The organism is Thalassobaculum salexigens DSM 19539 (genome assembly GCF_000423805.1).
GTDB lineage: Bacteria > Pseudomonadota > Alphaproteobacteria > Thalassobaculales > Thalassobaculaceae > Thalassobaculum > Thalassobaculum litoreum.
Window position 1 is genome coordinate 1,106,653 of the sequence record NZ_KE384093.1, and the last position, 16,505, is coordinate 1,123,157.

Sequence of the window (16,505 nt, forward strand, 5' to 3'; positions counted from 1 at the left end):
AAACAGGGAATACGGGAGGATATGATGAGCGATACCGCACAATCCGCGAGCATGGGCATGGATGCCCGCCCGCTGACCCCGGTCGTTGGCGCCGAGATCCTAGGGGTCGACCTGGGCAATGTCGACGACGCCCAGTTCGCCTTCATTCGCCAGGCCTTCGATCGTCATGCCGGGCTGCTGTTCCGCGGCCAGGACCTGTCGCCGGAGCAGCTCGTGGCCTTCAGCCGCCGGTTCGGCGATCTCGACCATGCGCCGATCATGGAGAACGGGCAGACCGCGGTGCCAGGCCTGCCGGAGGTCTATCTCGTCTCCAACATCAAGGGGCCGGACGGCAAGGAAATCGGCAGCCTGGGAGCGGGGGAGGCGGTCTGGCATACCGACATGTCCTATCTCGCCGCTCCGCCGGACATCTCCATGCTGCATGCGATCGAGGTGCCACCGGCCGGTGGCGATACCTGGTTGTGCGGCATGAACGCCGCCTACAACGCCCTGCCCGAGGAGCTGAAGCGTCGGGTGAAGGGACTGCGGATCAAGCATGACGGCACCTACAATTCCGGCGGCTATGTGCGCCAGGGCGTGACCCCGACCGATGACCCGCGCGAGAGCCCCGGAACCTATCATCCGGTGGTCATCGCCCATCCGAACACCGGCCAACCTCTGCTCTATCTCGGCCGCCGCCGGATGGCCCATATCGAGGGGCTGGACCTGGCGGAGTCGGAGGCGCTGCTTGACGAGCTGTGGTCCTACGCCACCCGCGAGGAGAACGCCTACCGGCACCATTGGCGGATCGGTGACGTGCTGATGTGGGACAATCGGGCCACCATGCACCGCCGCGACCCGTTCGACGCGGCATCGCGCCGGCTGATGCGCCGAACTCAGGTGAAGGGTGCGCTCAAGCCGGCGGCCTATGCGGGATAATCCTCTGCGGCCGATCAGGTCGCTGGGATTCTGTCGCACATTCCCTAAAATGGCTGAGGATTAGGTTGCGAGCCGGTTGAGCAGATGGGTGCCGAACGTTCCGGGTCTTATGGAAATCGCATGCCCATCCGCTTGTTTCTGCTGCTGATCTGCCTGTGCGGCGCTCTGGGCGTGTGGGCGCGCCCGGCCCTGAGCCAGGCCGGATCGCCGCACGCTGTCCCGACCATTGCCCTGTCGACGATCGGCGACGGTATCGAACTGATCAACCATGCCCTGATCCTGCGGGATCCGGGCGCGGTTCTCGATCTCGACCAGGCGCTGACCTCGCGGGACTGGCAATGGCTGGGACCCGACAGACGCAATGCCGGGATCACTGACGACCTGTTCTGGATCCGCTTCCGTCTGCGCAACGACACCGGGACCGCGCAAGAGGTGGTGGCCAGCTACGACATCGCCAACCTGACGGCATTCACCGCCTATGTGCGGGCCCCGGACGGTAGCCTGACGCGCACCGACGTCGATCCGGGCCTGCCGTACGATCAGCGTGCCGTCGCCTCGCCGCTGCCGGCTGTGTCGATCCTGCTGCCGGCGGGCGAGGAGCGGGACGTGACCGTCGCCTTCGGCAACGCGTTCCCGGTCCCGATGAACACGGACATAAACCTGTGGAGTGCCGCCGGCTTCGACCGTCACACCCTGCTTCTGACGACATTCATCGTCTTTCTGGTCGGCTGTCTGACGACGGCGGCAGCGTTCTGGCTGCTGTACGGGGCGTTCATGCGCCAGGGCCGCATGGTCGTCTATGCGCTGTACATGACGGGGCTGGTCGCGGTCTACCTGAGCTTCACCGGCGTGGGGGAACAGATTCTCTTCCCCTCGACCGTCTGGTTGCGGGGGCTCGGTTTCCACTGGGCCATGTTCTGCGTCGGCGCCGCTTGTCTGGAGTTCGCGCGCCGACATCTCGACATCGCGCGGCTGCATCCCGGCCACGACCGTTTCATGCGGCTGGGCGCGGCGGCCTGCCTCTGCATGGCCGTCGTTTCGTTCCCGAGCCGCTATCCCGAAATCGAGGCGCCGCTCACCTTCGTCGCCATGACGGGAGCCCCGCTTTACGTCACCTGGCGGAGCTGGATCGCCTGGCGCCGGGACGGGATTTCCTATGCCAGCTGGATGGTGATCGGTTGGGGCGGTGTGACGGCGTCGTCCGTGATGGGCGTCTTCGGCAGCGAACTGAACCTGCCCTACCTCGACCTCTCCCAGGCGGAGTTCACGCGTCTGGTCTTCGCTTGCACGGTGGTCGAGAGCCTGTTGTTCAGTGCCTCTCTGGGGCAATGGCTCCGGGGCCAGGAGGTCAGGCGGATCGCCGCGGAAGCCGAGGCCAGTCGGGATTCCCTCACCGGGCTCCTGAACCGTCGGGGATTCGACGCCCAAGTCCTGCACCTGAAACAGGCGGGTCTGTGGCCGGGCCGGCTTTGGCTGGCGCTCATCGACCTCGACCGGTTCAAGGAGATCAACGATACCTACAGCCATGCGGCGGGCGATGCGGTCCTGACCCATTTCGCAACCATGCTGCGCCGGGAGTTTCGGGCCAACGATGTGACCGTGCGCTTCGGCGGCGAGGAGTTCATCCTGCTGTTTGAAGCGGAGTCGGAGGAGGCCGCCTGCTCGGCGGTGGACCGGGTGCGTCGACGCTTCGCCGGCACGCCGACCCGCTACGAGGGGTCGATGATCGGCCATACCCTGAGCGCCGGGCTGGTGCCGGTAGCCGACGGACCCGACGGGGACGAGGCGACCCTGATCGCCATGGCGGACGCGGCGCTGTATGGGGCGAAAAAAGCCGGGCGCAATATCGTCCGGGCCTCTTCCGAACTGACCGATCCAGAGATCGCGCAGCGGCCGGCTCCGGGCGGGTCCGCCGAGCTGTCGCCCCTTATCGAGACGGCAACGGCACGGAACTGAAGGCCACGGCCGGAGACCGTCGGCCGTGCGATGGACCTTTCCGATCATTCGGTTTTGATGATAATGCCCAGGATCACCGGCTAGCCGCTCGGATCGGGCCGCGGATGGATCGTGGCCTGATGGAAACGGCATGACTGCTCGCCTCCCGATATTCGTTCTGGTCTTCTGCCTCGTCCTGATCGCTTCGCCCAGCCGCGCCGTCGATTTCCAGGATCTGCCGGAGATCCCCCTTTCGTCGCAGCGCGACGATCTGAGCCTTCTCGGTCGCTCGAGCTTCCTGGTGGACCCGGAGGGCGTGCTGTCCCTCGACGCAGCACTGCGATCGGACGGCTGGGAGCCGGCGACCGAGGCGTCGCGGAAGCGTGGCCTGACCAGCGCCAAGTTCTGGATGCGCTTCGCGGTGGTGAACGACACGGCGGTGCCACGGGAACTCGTGGTGACCCATGACGTCGGCCGATTGACCGATTTCGCCATCTTCACCATCTCTCCGGACGGTCAGGTAGACCGCAGAGCCTTCGACGCGATGCAGGCCTACGAGGACCGGCCGCTGGCCTATGCGGGAGCGGCGGTGGCGTTCACCGTGCCGGCGGGCGAGCGTCGCGAGGTGGTGGCGCGGTTCGGCAACGACCATGCGATCCCGATCCATCTGAATCTGATGCTGTGGAGCGAGCGGGGGTTCGAACACCACTCGGTGACCAGCACGGCATTCTTCGTGTTCTGGATCGGCTGCCTGGCGACGGCGGCGTCGTTCTGGCTGCTCTACGGCATTTTCATGCGCCAGGCCCGCATGGTCGTCTATGCGGTCTACATGAGCGCCGTCGCCTCGACCTATGTGATCTTCTCCGGTGTCGGGCTTCAGCTCCTGTTCCCCGGGAATTCCTGGTTGCAGCATCTCGGCTTCGACTGGTCGGTGTTTATGCTGACGGCGGCCGCCTACGAGTTCGTCCGACGCCATCTGGATCTCGAGCGCCTGCATCCCCGGCACAACACCGTTCTGCGGGTCGCGGTCGGCTTCTACGCGACGGCGGCCCTCTTGGCGCTGCCGGCCCAGGCCCCGGTCATTGAGACGCCGTTGACCTTCTTCGCGTTGATGACGATGCCGTTCCACCTGACCTGGCTGAGCTGGATTGCCTGGCGGAGCGACGGACTCAAATACGCCTCCTGGATGGCGTTCGGGTGGGGGCTGGTCTCGCTCTCCACCCTGCTGACCGCCAGCGTCACCGCGTACTTCGTGCCGTACCTCGCGATCTCGCACATCATACTCGTGCGGCTGGTCTTTATCGGCATCGTGATCGAGAGTCTGCTGCTCAGCGCATCGCTGGCCCAGTGGCTGCGCGGCCAGGAGGTTCGGCGGATCGCTGCGGAAACCGCCGCCAGCCGGGATTCCCTGACCGGTCTGCTGAACCGTCGGGGCTTCGAGGCCCATGTGCATCACCTGAAGCGCACCGGACTGTGGCCCGGGAAGCTGTGGCTGGTGCTCATCGACCTCGACCGCTTCAAGGACATCAACGACACCTACAGCCATGCCGCCGGCGACGGCGTGCTGACCCATTTCGCCAGCATGCTGCGCCGGGAGTTCCGGGCCAACGACGTGACCGCCCGGTTCGGCGGCGAGGAGTTCATCCTGCTGTTCGAGGCCGAGACCGAGGAGGCCGCCCGGTCGGCCGCCGACCGGGTGCGCCAGCGCTTCGCCGACACGCCGACGCGGTATGACGGATTCAAGATCGGCCACACGCTGAGCGCCGGTCTCGTGCGGGTCGGAAACAGCCCGGACGAGGACGAGGCCACCCTGATCGCCATGGCCGATGCGGCGCTCTACGCCGCCAAGAAGGCCGGCCGGAACCAGGTGCGCGCCTATTCCGACCTGGACGAGATCGAGGGCCAGGGACAGCCGACCCCCGGCAAGGTCGTCGACCTGACGTCGCTGTCCTCGGCGGCTAAGGCGCGTAGCTGAGGGGTAGCCGGGTGGAGAACTTGATCTCCTCCATCGCGAAATTTGAACTCACGTCCATCAGCGGCACCGCCGTGATCAGCCGCTTGTAGATCGCGTCGTAGGTCGCGATGTCGGGGACCACGACCTTCAGGATGTAGTCGATGTCGCCGCTCATGCGGTAGACCTCGACGATCTCGTCGATGTCGTCGACCGTGCGGGCGAACTGCTCCAGCCAGTCCATGTCGTGGCGGTTGGTCCGCACCCGGACGATCACCGTCACGCCCAGGGCGATCTTCTCGCGGTCCAGCAGCGCCACCCGCCGGCGGATCACCCCGTCCTTCTCCAGCCGCTGGATGCGCCGCCAGCAGGGCGTGGTCGACAGGCCGACCGCCTCGGCGATGTCCGCCAACGCCAGCCCCGCATCCCGCTGCAGCAGGTCCAGGATTTTACGGTCCACATGATCCATAGAAAAATATTCTACAGATCGGCTTCTGCATTGCAATCAAAGCAAACCGTTTCGCCCGGAACGAGGGCACACTTGGCTTACCTGATTGAAGAGGAGGCCAGCATGCGCATGTTCACCGACCACCCCGCCAGCGTCGGCGAGACCTATGGCGAGCATCTCGGCATGGCGAGCGGTTTCGGGTTCCGCATGATCCTCGGCGGGCTGGCCTGCCTGGTACACGGCATCCTGCCGTTCCTGTTCACCAAGACCGGCAGCCGGATCGTCACCGAGCTGCATGGCCGCATGGTGACCCATCGCAACCGGCACGCCGCCGCCGACAGCCGCCAGACCGCCTGACATCCGCTAGAGCCAAATCCGACCATATTGAATCATTTCATGATTCAATATGGTCGGTGAATTTGTCTCTAAAACAATGAGATAGAGCAGATTCACGCACGCGGGCGCGATCACGCAGTGATCCCGTCACCGCACGATCTGCTCTAACCGTCGAAGATCGACAGCTTCAGCGCATACGACTTGCCCAGGAACACAACGTGGTCCCGGTGATCGGCCATGCCGTCGCCGGTATTGGGGTGCATGAAGACGTCGAGCCCGTCGCGGTTCAGGGTCAGCCACGGCAGGAGGCTCGCCAGCAGATCGGGCGCGAAGGCGACCTGATAGCTCCACATCGGGTGCGGACCGACCGGCTTCTCGTGGAACCGGCCCATCTCCGCCGCCGGAAACGCGGCCTGGATCCGGGCGTACAGGTCTCTGGCCGGCGCGGCGGTCTGCGCGTCGAAATAGACATGCGCATGCCAGCTCTCGATGGCCTCCGGCCCGGTCTTCGGTGTCTCGCTCATCGTCTTCTCCCTGGTTCCGCCGGATATACCGCATTTTAGCGGTCTTGGCCGTAACGATGCGACCTTTCCCGAGTCGCCCGTCGCGCAGTGATTTTCCTGCCGAAGAGAAATCAACGCGACCCGCGAGTCGCGGGCTGCCCATCGTCCGCATACAATTGTCTCCTTAGGGTTGATTTCCCAGTATCAGCTTCAGTGGGGGACATCACGATGGCTGAGAGACCTTTTCTCGCAGGAATCGGCCCGATCCATGCCGAATGCGAGTCCAGACGCAGTGAAATCCAGGAATCGTTGATCCGGATCGATCGCGACTTCCACCAGGCCAAGCTCGATCTGCAGGCCTGCGACGACATCGACACCTTCAAGGATCGGTTGCGGGAGGTCGGCAAGTATGTGCCGAGCGCCTTCGACAGCCGGTTCAAGCCGGCGCGGACGGGCGACTGCATCGGCCTCACCGTGCGGGACGACGCCGGCATCGCCGCGACGCTGGGCGTGCGGCTCTACCGCTTCACGGTCACATCCATGGCCGATCACCTGGAGACGCTCAGTCTGTTCTACAGCAACCCGGCCGAGCAGATGATCCCGGGCGAGCGGCTCAGCATTCAGGGCGATGCCGACGCCTATGCCTCGCGCCTTCAGGACAAGGTGTACTGGACGGGTGGGCTGTGGGTGCGCCCGGACCTGCGCGGCCGCCAGACCAATTTCCCCAAACTTCTCGGCATCGCCGCCGGGTCCATGGCCCATGCGCGATGGGGCCGGGTCGGGATGGTCAGCGTCACCGAAAAGGTGATGGCGGAGCGCGGGCTGGTGTCGAAGAGCTACGACATGCAGCACGTTCTCGACAGCATCATCTGGACCCATCCGGCCCGGCCTGAGAAGAAGGAATGGGTGCTGCTGGCCAAGGACGCGGACTACATCGCGCGGCAGACCCTGACCCATAGTGCGGGCGAGGTTCCGTTGATCTATCGCGTGGACGAGAACCGGCGGATCGCGTGACCGTTGCGGGCGGCGTGGCGCCGGTGCGCCGGCCTACGCCGCCTGTCGGGTCTGCGGCACGGGCGACAGCAGGACCAGGACGCCCTGGCCGGCATCGCCGAACCCGGCGGTATTGGTCGGGACATCGACCGGAAGCGAGATCCGGTACCACTGGAATTCCTTGAGCCCCTGGCTCGCGAGGATGACGCCTTCGCAGAACTCCACCAGCGGCTCGCGGATGGCCAGTGCGGTGCGGGTCGAGGCCTTGACGGATTCGATCATGCCGCGGTCGGGAACCACCTGGTCGAGGGTGCCGCCCTCGAAGGCGCGCCAGGTCGCCGGATCCCAGGGCGCGTTCGGCGAGCCGTGATAACGCATCAGCCGGAACGTCTCGCCATGGGGAACCATGACCTTGATGCCGCGGTTGATGCTCGGATCGGTCATCAGGTCCAGGATCGGCGCGCGCAGTGTCGCACCGGACGCCTTCCACGCGGCGATGAGCCGGGCGGCCACCGGATCGTCGAGCGCGGCGATGCCGGAACTGTCCATACGGCCCCGGCGGATGGAGTCCTTCGGCGCGCGCGGATTGACGATCTCCATGCATTTCAGCACCAGGCTGACCATGCGGTCCGGCCGGTCGTCGGAGATCTTGGTGGTGCCCCGGGCGGTGGTGACCTCGATGCAGCGCAGGCGGGTCGTCGACGGCGTGGTATCGCTCACCAGCCGATCCAGAAGCGTGGTCAGCGCCTGGGTGTGCACGGACCGTGCATCGAAGGAATACTCCTCGAACGCGCCGATGGACGTGCAGCGGATCCATCCCATCGTGTGGATGGCGAACTCGCTGACGTCTTCGCCCAGTCTGCCCAGTTTCGCGGCAAGGTCGGCCACCCGCCCACTCTCGTCGATCCACTGAGTGGTGATGCCGATCAAGCCCGTTGTGCGGCTACTATTGATCATTGCCCCAACCCTGACCTACGTCCCGTCATATCATCGCTTGTATGCGGTTTTGGTCAAGGTCGTTGTGATGAACATTTAGGCAAACAGCCGATTCGCGGGCGACTTTCCACCAAGGCTTGCAGTCCGACGCGAAACGGTTGAAACTCTCCGCGACAGGAAAAGCGCGGCATGCCTCTGGTTGTTTGGCCTCATTGGACTCCACGGGATTAGCGGATGCGTAACATACTTTTGATTGCCGGACCGGTGACCGACCCCAGGCGGTTCATGGCCGAACTCGGTTGCCATCCCGACATCGCCGCGCTGCCGCCGGTGACGCTTGGAAACACACTCCATGCCGTGGCGCGCCGGGCCGTGAGTGCGGCCTCCGCCGGCGACCGGTCGGGCGACGCGCTGCTGACCCTCGCGCGCGAGGAGGGGGGCGCCGCCCTGGCCTCCTATTTCACCACGCTGCGGGCCTCGACCGGCAAGTCCGCGATTGTCCTGCACGATCCGAGCGGGCCGATGTTCCCGTTTCTCAACCCACCCGACATCGATCTGCTGGTCCTGACACGCGATGCGGAGTCGGCGGCCCGGACCGTGGGCGCCGGCGCGATCACCCGTGTCGTCGAGGCGGCCCGCAAGGCCCTTGAGTCGTTCGAACGGCGGGTCACGGGTTTCGGTGTCGGAGCGGAGCGCATCCATACCGTCGACGAGGACGAGCTGCGCCGGGATCCACGCGCGCTCTGGCCCGAGATCTGCCGCCGGATCGGCGTCGACGACGGTGTCGCGGCGGTCGATGCCATGGCCCGTCCGTCGGTCACGCCCTGGAGCCTGCGCAGCGGTCGTTTCTGACCCCGCCGGACGCCCGGCCTTCAAACCCCGATTACAACCGGCACTTCGCGGATCGCTCCGATCCGCGCGCCATCGATTGCAGTGCAGCATCGTCCGTCGCATCATCGTCGGAACATCTGCAATGTCGAGCGACGGGGGACTGAATGGCCCATCATCATCTGAAGGCTTCGCCGGAGACCTGCCACTGGGGCTGGTTCGACGCGGGAATGGCGCCCGCCATGACCATCGCCAGCGGCGACCGTGTGACGGTCGAGACCGTGTCCGGCGCGCCCGAGGACCTGCCGGGCGACGGTTACCACATCCCGCCGGAACTGCTCGACATCCACAAGCGCTCCGAGCGCCGGATGCCGGGGCACCTGCTGACCGGGCCGATCGCGGTCGAGGGGGCGGAGCCGGGCGACGTGCTGGAGATCCGCCTGCTCGACATCAAGCTGCGCCAGGACTGGGGCTACACGAAGGTGCGGCCGCTGGCGGGCGCGCTGCCGGAGGATTTCGACGAGCCGGACCGCATGACCGTGGATCTCGATGCCGAGCGCAATGTCGGTCGCCTGCCCTGGGGCACCGAGCTGCCGCTGCGCCCGTTCTTCGGCGTGATCGGCGTGGCGCCGCCGGCCGGCTGGGGGGCGATTTCCACGATCCAGCCGCGCAAGAACGGCGGCAATCTGGACAACAAGGAACTGATCGCCGGCACCACGCTCTACCTGCCGGTCTGGACCAAGGGCGGCAAGCTGTCCCTCGGCGACGGCCATGGCGTGCAGGGCGACGGCGAGGTCTGCGTGACCGCCATCGAGACCGCCCTGGAAGGCGAGATCGAGGTGCATCTGCGCAAGGATCTGTCCCTGGACTATCCCCGGGCCGAGACCCCGGACGCGCGGATCACCATGGGCATGAACGCGGATTTGGACAACGCGGCCAGTCATGCGCTACGCCAGATGATCGACTGGATCGTCGACACCACCAACCTGTCGCGCAGTCAGGCTTTCATGCTGATGAGCCTTGCGGCCGACGTGCGGGTGACCCAACTGGTGAACCAGGAGAAGGGCATCCACGTGGTGCTCCCGAAATCGGCGCTGGGCGGAGCCTGAGAGGACCCGTCCGGCCGCATCAGACTGGACGACACGGCATGAAATCTTCGGAGGCGACAATTCTGGTTCTGCCGGGCCTCGGCGGCGGGACGGACGGGCATTGGTACGCACGCTGGCAGGCCGGACTGAAGACGGCCGAATGGGTGGCGCTGGACGACTGGTCCAGCCCGGCCCGCGACGCCTATGTGCAATCGATCCTCGACGCCGTTGCCGGTGCCGACCGACCGGTCGTGCTGGTCGGTCACGGCTACGGCTCCCTGGCCGCCGTCCATGCCGCCTCCGATCTGGCGGACGGCAAGGTTCGGGGCGCCTTCCTGGCGGCGGTGCCGGATATCGAGACGGCGGATCACGGCGTGGCCGAGGGCTATCGCCCGCTGCCGCGCGATCCGCTGCCGTTCCCGTCGCTGGTCCTAGCCAGCCGGAACGATCCGCATTGCGCCTTCGAGGTGGCGGAGGATCTGGCCGGCGCCTGGGGCTCCCGGCTGGTCGATCTGCGGGAAAGCGGAAACGTGGACCCGGACAGCGGACACGGACCCTGGCCGGAGGGGCTGATGACCTTCGGCAAGTTCCTGGGCCAGCTTCCCCCGGCCTGACCGGCGGGCGCTATCCGACCAGCCGGGTCAGCGCGTGGCGGCCGGCGTCGAGCACATGGTCGAGATCGTTCGGGTGGACATGGGGGTAGTGCTTGACCAGCCATTCCGCGGCCTCGAACGGCGTGTCCTTGTTGCGCTCGTGGTCGATGGTGGCGTCGAGCAGGCCCACCAGGATGGCAACCTTGTCCAGGCGGGAGACCGCCTGGTAGCGCGGCGCCGCGCCGTCGCCGTCCTCGCGCGCTTCACCGAAAATGTCGAACGCCATGGGATCCTCCGCCTGCCGGCCGATCCTGTCCGGATCTCGCACCCACCGTACGCGGCGCCGGCCCGGCGTCAAGCTCAGCCGTAGCGCTCCAGCGAGCGGCCGTGCCAGTGCGGCGCGCGCTCCCAGCCGCAGGCGACGGCGAGCCCGTCGGCCTCGCGGCTGACGATCAGCAGGGTCTCGTCCTCGGCCCCGGTGATGAAGGCGCGGCAGGTCCCGGGGTCCAGTTCCCAGCCGGTCGCCGCGGGCAGCCGGGCGACGAGGCGGTCCAGGGCGCGAAGATCGGTCGGGCTCCAGGCGCGTGCGCGCGGTCGGTGTTGGAACGCGATGACCTCACCCATTCCGGCCTCCTCAGGACGCTGACAGTCTCAAGGTAGGCCTCGCCCGAGCGGCAGGAAACGGCCTCGCGCGCCTTTCAGGCGAACGTGATCGGCGGTGAGGGGGGGTTCCCCTTCCCCCACTCCCCGGAACACGTCCGGGGAGTGGGAGAGGGCGGGCAACTCGCCGCTTACACCGGCGCGCTCATGACCAGGCCGCCATCGACCACGATCTCCGTCGCCGTCACGTATTTCGCCTCGTCGCTGGCCAGGAACAGCGCCGCGTAGGCGATGTCCCAGGCGTCACCCATATGGCCCATCGGCACCTGGGCGTTCCGTTTGGCGATCAGCGCCTGGGCGTCGTTGTTGCCGCGCTGGCCGGCGAGCCGCGCCTCCACCAGCGGGGTGTGCATGAGCCCGGGGACCACCGTGTTGCAGCGGATCTTCTCCTTGGCATAGCTCACGCCGATGGCGCGGGAGAGCTGCACCACCCCGGCCTTGGCGGCGGCATAGGCGTGGATCGGCGTGCCGATATGGCGGTAGCCGGCGACCGAGGCGACGTTGATGATCGCCCCGCCGCCGCCCTTGCGCATGTGCGGGATCGCGTGGTGGCAGCCGAGATAGACGGTCTTCAGATTGTGGTCCATCTGAGCGTCCCAGGTGGCGACGTCCATCTCCTCCACCGTGCCGGGATGGGAGCCGCCCACATTGTTGTGCATCACGTCGAGCCGGCCGAACCGGTCGACGCAGTCGGCCAGCAGCCGCTCCACCGTGTCGTCGTTGGTGAGGTCGCCCGCCTCGGCATGGACCTTCGCCCCTTCCTGCGCCACCAGTCGGGCGGTCTCCTCCACCGCCGCCTTGTCGCGGTCGATCAGATAGAGCGTGGCGCCTTCGCGGGCGTAGAGCACCGCGCACGCCTTGCCGTTGCCCCAGCCCGGGGCGACCGAGCCGGCGCCCGCGACCACCACCACCTTGTCCTTCATCCGATCGACCATGCCCGTTTCCTCGTCGTTGGTTTTTTCATGAACCACGATTCATACCCAATCGGCGGCTGGTAGGGCGAGGCGCTATCGCCACCCGGCGCGTGCCGGTGCTAGCGTTCCGGGACCCGCCCGTCTCCGCCGCCAAAGGAACCGTGCCGTGACCCTTCCCGTCGATACCCTGACGCCAGAGGCCGTCGCCCCCTTCGGCTGGCTGCTCGGCAAGCCGTATCCCGAAGCCGCCAATGCGGTGGCTTTCACCAATGCGGCGACGGATTTCCGCCGGGAGCACCTCTTTCACCCGGGCGAGGGGGGCGAGGTCGAGGTGCTGTGGGTGAGCTACCGTAACGCCGACCCGACGGTCGATACGCTTGAGCGCCACCTGCTGACCCAGCAGGCGGTGGTGCCGCTGGTCGGCGGCATCGTCCAGATCCTGGCGACCTCGCTGCCCGACGGCACGCCGGATCTCGACTGCCTGCGGGCGTTCAGCGTGCCGCCGGGCATGGGGATATGCATGAAGCCGGAGGTCTGGCACGCCACCCGCAGCACGGGCTCGACCTGCCTGATGCTCACCCGCCCGACGACGACGGTGGACCTGATCGGGCATATGGCCCACGGCCGCACACCCACCGAGACCGAGCTCCACGACGTGCCGGGGATCCGGCTGGCGTCGGCGCCGGTCTGATCCGGCCCGTCGTCAGGGCGCGCGACCGCGCAGGCAGGCCACCGCCACCAGCAGCCAGCCGAGGATCTGCAGCGTGCCACCGACCGGTGCGAGCATCGGCACCGGCGCGCTGCCCCGGACCGCCTGGATATAGACGGAGCCGCAGAACGCCAGGGCGCCGAAGCCGACCGCCAGCACGCCGGCGAGCCCGAGACGTCCGCCGATATGCGGCCAGAGCGCGGCGATCGCAAGCAAGCCCAGGCTGTTGGCCGTATGCCAGAACGAGGCGGTGCGCCAGAGCTCCCGGGCGGCCGGCTCGGAGCCGATCGCGTGGGCGCCGACGGCTCCCAGCGCGACCGCCAGGCTGAGGGAAAGGGCGGCGATGGCGGCGACGGGTCTGTTCATGGCGGCGTGTCCTGCCAAGTCTCGAAGGCGCCAGCTATAGCGCGCCACGGGTCACGCCCCCAAGTATCGACATCTTGGAACCGGCTTTCTCCGGCGCGGGCGGACGCTGGGGTGTTTGCAATCCTCCACGAACTGCGTAAGACGAACCGAGCATTTCGAGACGGTGCCTGCGTGATCTATCTACGGTCCTCCCTGTTCAACGTGGTCTGGATGGTGTGGTCGCTCCTGATGGCGGCGACGGTCCCCATCAACCTGCTGTTCCACCGCGGCGACGACGGACGCTTCGTGCGCAGGGTCAGCCGCGTGTGGTCGCGGGGCACGACCTGGCTGCTGGCGTCGATCTGCGGGCTGCATTATCGGGTGGAGGGGCGCGAGCACCTTCCCGACGGCCCGGCCTTCCTCGCCTGCAAGCACCAGTCGGCGTTCGAGACCTTCGTGATGAACGCCGTCGTCCCGGATCTCTGCATCATCTACAAACGCGAGCTGGACGCGATCCCGCTGTTCGGCTGGTTCCTGCGGCGCTCGAGGATGGTCTCGGTCGAGCGCGGCGGCGGCGCCTCGGCGCTGCGGGACATGCTGGAGCGGGCCAAGGCGGAGGCCAGCAAGGGACGCTGCGTGCTGATCTTCCCGGAAGGGACGCGGGTGGCGGTCGGCGAGCGCGGCGTGGCCCATGCGGGCCTGATCGCGCTGGTGCGCAGCCTGAAACTGCCGGTGGTACCGGTGACCCTCAATTCCGGCCTCTACTGGCCGCGGAAATCGCTGCTACGGTACCCGGGGGAGGTCATCATCCGCTTCATGCCGGCCATCGAAGACGTGGAACGCTTCGGCCGCAAGGATATGGAGGCGCTGGTGGAGACCATCAGTGCCGAATCCGACCTGTTGTGCGGCATCGACCGACCTGGAGACGCGTGAACTCAATGCCCAAGGCCCGTCAGATCTATTCAGTCCAGGGTGTCGACTCCGAGCCCCGTGCCGGCGGCAAGGCAGCGCGGGAGGTCGGCCGATCGCTGATCACCGAGGCGCTGGTCCGCCGGGCGAGTGCCGCCGTGGCCGCCCGCGTCGACCTGCTGCGGCAGAACCTGGCGGCCCGGGGGGCTCTGCCGGCCGACGCGCCCGACGGCGCCACCGTCGTGGCGGCCTTCGAACGCAGCTACGCCCGCCGGCCCCTGCGCGACAATGCCGGCGGCACCATGCGCAACTCCTCGACCTGGCTCTTCGCCGTCGCCGCCCTGCTGCGGCCGCCGGCGATCGTCGAGTGCGGGACCTTCAAGGGGCACTCGTCCTGGCTGATGGCCGAGGCGTCGCCGGAGACCCGGATCATCACCTTCGACGTGATGCGCGAGGACGGAAGGCTGCGCGACAAGCGGATCGAGTACCGGCTCGGCGACTGGAGCGACGCCAAGGACCTTGAGACCGTGCCGGAAGGTACGCTCTGCGTCTTCGACGACCACATCTCCCATCGCCTGCGCCTGGAGCAGGCCAGAGCCCGGGGCGCCAAACTGGCCCTGGTCGACGACGACTACGACGCGCTGACCCTCTACGCGACCGGCTCACCGCCGGTGCCGACCGTGGCGATGCTGACCGACCCGGACCTGCCGGCGGGGACCCGCTGCGAGTGGGAGCGCCCGGGCAAGCGCTACTCCTATACGGTCAGCGAGGCGGACCTGCAGGCCGGGCGGGACCTGATCGACTGGACCGAGCCGATGCCCGACCTGACCTCGGTGAACCGCTATGTCGCCCAGGCGCCGATGACCCTGGTGGGCCTGCGCTAGCGCATTGAAGATCGTCATTCGCCGCGGGGACCGCGCCGCCCGTCGAGCCATGCGAAATACGCGGATCGCGGCATGCGATATCTGCGCTGATCGTGGGTCGGAAACGGCGCGATAGTTCTGACTGCCGGCCGGCTCGTGCTCGGTGGCCGGCCCATGCACTGAGCCCTGGTTCCTATTTTCATGACCACCACCCTGATCACCCTTCTGCTGGGCGTCGGCCTGTCCGCCTTGGCGCTGGTCGCCACGCCGCTGGCCGCGCGGCTGACCCATCGCATGCCCGACCCGGATTCCGGCTACTTCTCGACCACCCTGATGGCGCTGCTGATCACATCCGCTTTCGGCGGTGGCGCGATCAGTTCGATCATCTGGATCGCCGGGATGGGGAGTACCGCGGCCATGGTCCTGATTCCGGCCTATGTCATCGTCATGTTCGTGGTCGGACGGTTCACCTGGAAGGCGCTTGGCCCGCACCAGCATGTTGTCCCCATGGTCCCCGGCGCCCGTCCGGCCGGCGCGTGACCATGGCGTCCAGAGGTGTGTCTTTGGCGACAGCGGCCCTGGTTGGGCTGCTGTTCGCCGGCACGATCGGCGTGGATGGCGTGGCGACCGTCTGGGTCGCCCTCTCCCTGGCCGATCTGCCGACGGCGGTGCTCTGGGGCGCCGCCGGGCTGACCGCGCTGGGTATGGCCGTCCTGACCGGCCGGCTGATGCTGTCGACCTGGCGAGTCGAACGCCGGGGGATCGCGTCCCTGGATATCCCGTCCCTGGAGCGTTAGAGCAGATCGTGCGCTGACCGGATCACGTCGTGATCGTGTCAGCGTGCCTGAATCCGCTCTATCCTATTGTCTCTCGCTCCGGGGGAAGGTGACGGCCTCGACCTTGTTGCCGTCCGGATCGCGGATGAAGGCCCCGTAATAGGCGGTCATCGATGCCTGCCTCGGGCCGGGCGCGCCGTCGCTGCGCCCGCCAAGGGCAACCGCGGCGCTGTGAAAGGCGTCCACCGCCGCTCTGTCCGGGGCGCGCAGGCAGACATGTGCCCCGGTATCCGGCGGGGCGGGCGCCAGATTCTCGCGCAGGTTCACCCAGAACTCCGGATACCGTTTGCCGAACCCCACGGTCCGCTCCCGTTCCACCAGCCGGGTCAGTCCGAGCGGGGCGAGAACCCCTTCCCAGAACGCGGCAGACCGGAGCAGATCACTGACCGGGATGGAGATGTGGTCGATCATGGCGGCGCCCTGTGGGCCCCGGCTGGGTATGGCGGGGTCCCGTACGACCGGGGCCCGTACGACCGGGGCCCGTACGACCGGGCTCCGTAAAGCCGGGCTGCGCAGCGGGATTTGGATGCCGGCATGTCGGGTCTTCTCCCTCGTGGCCTGACGCTCGTCCAGCCCACAGTCTAGCGGTTTGTTCGGCGCTGTCCCGCCCGGGTTCTCTGCCGTGCCGCGGATCCTCTAAAAGCATTGTAAGTATATGAAAATCAATGTTTTGACTCAGATCAAAACCCGAATTGTTCAGTTCTTGTTTACCTGAAGGCTGTTAGTCTGAGCCCCGTCGA

Annotated in this window: 21 protein-coding genes; 13 read left to right on the forward strand and 8 right to left on the reverse strand. The window is 67.1% G+C overall.

Going from position 1 to position 16,505, the window contains the following annotated elements; genetic code table 11:
- Window positions 1–24 precede the first annotated feature (24 nt).
- The 3 genes from G578_RS0109525 (at window position 25) to G578_RS0109535 (ending at window position 4,828) form a co-directional block, all read left to right on the forward strand.
- Complete coding sequence (locus tag G578_RS0109525) at window positions 25–918, forward strand: TauD/TfdA dioxygenase family protein (protein ID WP_211228882.1); 894 nt, start codon at window positions 25–27, stop codon at window positions 916–918.
- 120 nt (window positions 919–1,038) lie between these two features.
- Window positions 1,039–2,874, forward strand: coding sequence for a sensor domain-containing diguanylate cyclase (locus G578_RS0109530; protein WP_028794040.1), 1,836 nt, complete (start codon window positions 1,039–1,041; stop codon window positions 2,872–2,874).
- A 130-nt stretch (window positions 2,875–3,004) separates the two neighbouring features.
- Entirely contained in the window at window positions 3,005–4,828 is a 1,824-nt protein-coding gene (locus G578_RS0109535) for a sensor domain-containing diguanylate cyclase (protein ID WP_028794041.1), read from the forward strand.
- Here the strand turns inward: G578_RS0109535 and G578_RS0109540 are convergent.
- On the reverse strand, window positions 4,812–5,273 hold the full coding sequence (locus G578_RS0109540; RefSeq protein ID WP_028794042.1) for an Lrp/AsnC family transcriptional regulator: 462 nt from the start codon (window positions 5,271–5,273) through the stop codon (window positions 4,812–4,814). The two genes, G578_RS0109535 and G578_RS0109540, sit on opposite strands and share 17 nt — an antisense overlap.
- 102 nt (window positions 5,274–5,375) lie before the next feature.
- Here G578_RS0109540 and G578_RS0109545 point away from each other — a divergent pair, with 102 nt between their 5' ends.
- A complete protein-coding gene (locus tag G578_RS0109545; RefSeq protein ID WP_028794043.1) occupies window positions 5,376–5,609 on the forward strand; it encodes a DUF6356 family protein in 234 nt (77 codons plus the stop codon).
- Between the two features lie 143 nt (window positions 5,610–5,752).
- On the opposite strand, the gene G578_RS0109550 is transcribed toward G578_RS0109545, so the two are convergent.
- Entirely contained in the window at window positions 5,753–6,112 is a 360-nt protein-coding gene (locus G578_RS0109550; protein WP_028794044.1) for a DOPA 4,5-dioxygenase family protein, read from the reverse strand.
- A gap of 207 nt (window positions 6,113–6,319) precedes the next feature.
- Here G578_RS0109550 and G578_RS0109555 point away from each other — a divergent pair, with 207 nt between their 5' ends.
- Window positions 6,320–7,105 (forward strand): hypothetical protein, encoded by a 786-nt coding sequence (locus G578_RS0109555; RefSeq protein WP_139189294.1) that lies wholly within the window; start codon window positions 6,320–6,322, stop codon window positions 7,103–7,105.
- 33 nt (window positions 7,106–7,138) lie between these two features.
- Here the strand turns inward: G578_RS0109555 and G578_RS0109560 are convergent, their stop codons facing one another.
- Entirely contained in the window at window positions 7,139–8,041 is a 903-nt protein-coding gene (locus tag G578_RS0109560; protein WP_156907249.1) for a hypothetical protein, read from the reverse strand.
- 213 nt (window positions 8,042–8,254) lie between these two features.
- Between G578_RS0109560 and G578_RS0109565 the strand changes: the two genes are divergently transcribed.
- From G578_RS0109565 to G578_RS0109575, 3 genes are all read left to right on the forward strand, one after another.
- The gene (locus G578_RS0109565) at window positions 8,255–8,872 is read left to right on the forward strand and encodes a hypothetical protein (protein ID WP_139189298.1); all 618 of its coding nucleotides are present in this window, start codon (window positions 8,255–8,257) and stop codon (window positions 8,870–8,872) included.
- A gap of 143 nt (window positions 8,873–9,015) precedes the next feature.
- Entirely contained in the window at window positions 9,016–9,957 is a 942-nt protein-coding gene (locus G578_RS0109570; RefSeq protein ID WP_028794048.1) for an acetamidase/formamidase family protein, read from the forward strand.
- 38 nt (window positions 9,958–9,995) lie between these two features.
- Window positions 9,996–10,550 (forward strand): RBBP9/YdeN family alpha/beta hydrolase, encoded by a 555-nt coding sequence (locus tag G578_RS0109575; RefSeq protein ID WP_028794049.1) that lies wholly within the window; start codon window positions 9,996–9,998, stop codon window positions 10,548–10,550.
- 10 nt (window positions 10,551–10,560) lie between these two features.
- Here the strand turns inward: G578_RS0109575 and G578_RS0109580 are convergent, their stop codons facing one another.
- From G578_RS0109580 to G578_RS0109590, 3 genes are all read right to left on the reverse strand, one after another.
- Complete coding sequence (locus G578_RS0109580; RefSeq protein WP_028794050.1) at window positions 10,561–10,815, reverse strand: hypothetical protein; 255 nt, start codon at window positions 10,813–10,815, stop codon at window positions 10,561–10,563.
- Between the two features lie 74 nt (window positions 10,816–10,889).
- A complete protein-coding gene (locus G578_RS25605) occupies window positions 10,890–11,153 on the reverse strand; it encodes a hypothetical protein (protein WP_038013961.1) in 264 nt (87 codons plus the stop codon).
- 167 nt (window positions 11,154–11,320) lie between these two features.
- Window positions 11,321–12,160, reverse strand: a complete 840-nt coding sequence (locus G578_RS0109590) for an SDR family NAD(P)-dependent oxidoreductase (RefSeq protein ID WP_245565585.1) — start codon at window positions 12,158–12,160, stop codon at window positions 11,321–11,323.
- A 109-nt stretch (window positions 12,161–12,269) separates the two neighbouring features.
- Here G578_RS0109590 and G578_RS0109595 point away from each other — a divergent pair, with 109 nt between their 5' ends.
- Window positions 12,270–12,794 carry an ureidoglycolate lyase gene (locus G578_RS0109595; protein ID WP_028794052.1) on the forward strand — a complete coding sequence of 175 codons (525 nt, stop codon included), beginning with the start codon at window positions 12,270–12,272 and terminating at the stop codon, window positions 12,792–12,794.
- Window positions 12,795–12,806: 12 nt separating this feature from the next.
- Here the strand turns inward: G578_RS0109595 and G578_RS0109600 are convergent, their stop codons facing one another.
- Window positions 12,807–13,178, reverse strand: a complete 372-nt coding sequence (locus tag G578_RS0109600) for a DUF423 domain-containing protein (protein WP_028794053.1) — start codon at window positions 13,176–13,178, stop codon at window positions 12,807–12,809.
- A 171-nt stretch (window positions 13,179–13,349) separates the two neighbouring features.
- On the opposite strand from G578_RS0109600, the gene G578_RS25610 reads away from it, so the two are divergent.
- The 4 genes from G578_RS25610 (at window position 13,350) to G578_RS0109620 (ending at window position 15,726) form a co-directional block, all read left to right on the forward strand.
- The gene (locus tag G578_RS25610) at window positions 13,350–14,090 is read left to right on the forward strand and encodes a lysophospholipid acyltransferase family protein (RefSeq protein WP_038013963.1); all 741 of its coding nucleotides are present in this window, start codon (window positions 13,350–13,352) and stop codon (window positions 14,088–14,090) included.
- A 5-nt stretch (window positions 14,091–14,095) separates the two neighbouring features.
- Window positions 14,096–14,950 carry an O-methyltransferase gene (locus tag G578_RS25615; protein ID WP_051244464.1) on the forward strand — a complete coding sequence of 285 codons (855 nt, stop codon included), beginning with the start codon at window positions 14,096–14,098 and terminating at the stop codon, window positions 14,948–14,950.
- Between the two features lie 180 nt (window positions 14,951–15,130).
- Window positions 15,131–15,469, forward strand: coding sequence for a hypothetical protein (locus G578_RS0109615; protein ID WP_028794054.1), 339 nt, complete (start codon window positions 15,131–15,133; stop codon window positions 15,467–15,469).
- 23 nt (window positions 15,470–15,492) lie between these two features.
- Window positions 15,493–15,726, forward strand: coding sequence for a hypothetical protein (locus G578_RS0109620; protein ID WP_028794055.1), 234 nt, complete (start codon window positions 15,493–15,495; stop codon window positions 15,724–15,726).
- Window positions 15,727–15,789: 63 nt separating this feature from the next.
- Here the strand turns inward: G578_RS0109620 and G578_RS0109625 are convergent, their stop codons facing one another.
- The gene (locus G578_RS0109625) at window positions 15,790–16,176 is read right to left on the reverse strand and encodes a VOC family protein (protein ID WP_028794056.1); all 387 of its coding nucleotides are present in this window, start codon (window positions 16,174–16,176) and stop codon (window positions 15,790–15,792) included.
- Window positions 16,177–16,505 lie beyond the last annotated feature (329 nt).

Bases quoted from the DNA above. Each gene is read 5' to 3' on its own strand.
- G578_RS0109555 (WP_139189294.1), top strand. From the start codon at position 6,320: ATGGCTGAGAGACCTTTTCTCGCAGGAATCGGCCCGATCCATGCCGAA.
- G578_RS0109550 (WP_028794044.1), bottom strand. From the start codon at position 6,112: ATGAGCGAGACACCGAAGACCGGGCCGGAGGCCATCGAGAGCTGGCAT.
- G578_RS0109580 (WP_028794050.1), bottom strand. From the start codon at position 10,815: ATGGCGTTCGACATTTTCGGTGAAGCGCGCGAGGACGGCGACGGCGCG.
- G578_RS0109615 (WP_028794054.1), top strand. From the start codon at position 15,131: ATGACCACCACCCTGATCACCCTTCTGCTGGGCGTCGGCCTGTCCGCC.
- G578_RS0109570 (WP_028794048.1), top strand. From the start codon at position 9,016: ATGGCCCATCATCATCTGAAGGCTTCGCCGGAGACCTGCCACTGGGGC.
- G578_RS0109530 (WP_028794040.1), top strand. From the start codon at position 1,039: ATGCCCATCCGCTTGTTTCTGCTGCTGATCTGCCTGTGCGGCGCTCTG.
- G578_RS0109565 (WP_139189298.1), top strand. From the start codon at position 8,255: ATGCGTAACATACTTTTGATTGCCGGACCGGTGACCGACCCCAGGCGG.
- G578_RS0109575 (WP_028794049.1), top strand. From the start codon at position 9,996: ATGAAATCTTCGGAGGCGACAATTCTGGTTCTGCCGGGCCTCGGCGGC.
- G578_RS25605 (WP_038013961.1), bottom strand. From the start codon at position 11,153: ATGGGTGAGGTCATCGCGTTCCAACACCGACCGCGCGCACGCGCCTGG.
- G578_RS0109600 (WP_028794053.1), bottom strand. From the start codon at position 13,178: ATGAACAGACCCGTCGCCGCCATCGCCGCCCTTTCCCTCAGCCTGGCG.
- G578_RS0109535 (WP_028794041.1), top strand. From the start codon at position 3,005: ATGACTGCTCGCCTCCCGATATTCGTTCTGGTCTTCTGCCTCGTCCTG.
- G578_RS0109625 (WP_028794056.1), bottom strand. From the start codon at position 16,176: ATGATCGACCACATCTCCATCCCGGTCAGTGATCTGCTCCGGTCTGCC.
- G578_RS25615 (WP_051244464.1), top strand. From the start codon at position 14,096: ATGCCCAAGGCCCGTCAGATCTATTCAGTCCAGGGTGTCGACTCCGAG.
- G578_RS0109540 (WP_028794042.1), bottom strand. From the start codon at position 5,273: ATGGATCATGTGGACCGTAAAATCCTGGACCTGCTGCAGCGGGATGCG.
- G578_RS0109560 (WP_156907249.1), bottom strand. From the start codon at position 8,041: ATGATCAATAGTAGCCGCACAACGGGCTTGATCGGCATCACCACTCAG.
- G578_RS0109545 (WP_028794043.1), top strand. From the start codon at position 5,376: ATGCGCATGTTCACCGACCACCCCGCCAGCGTCGGCGAGACCTATGGC.
- G578_RS0109525 (WP_211228882.1), top strand. From the start codon at position 25: ATGAGCGATACCGCACAATCCGCGAGCATGGGCATGGATGCCCGCCCG.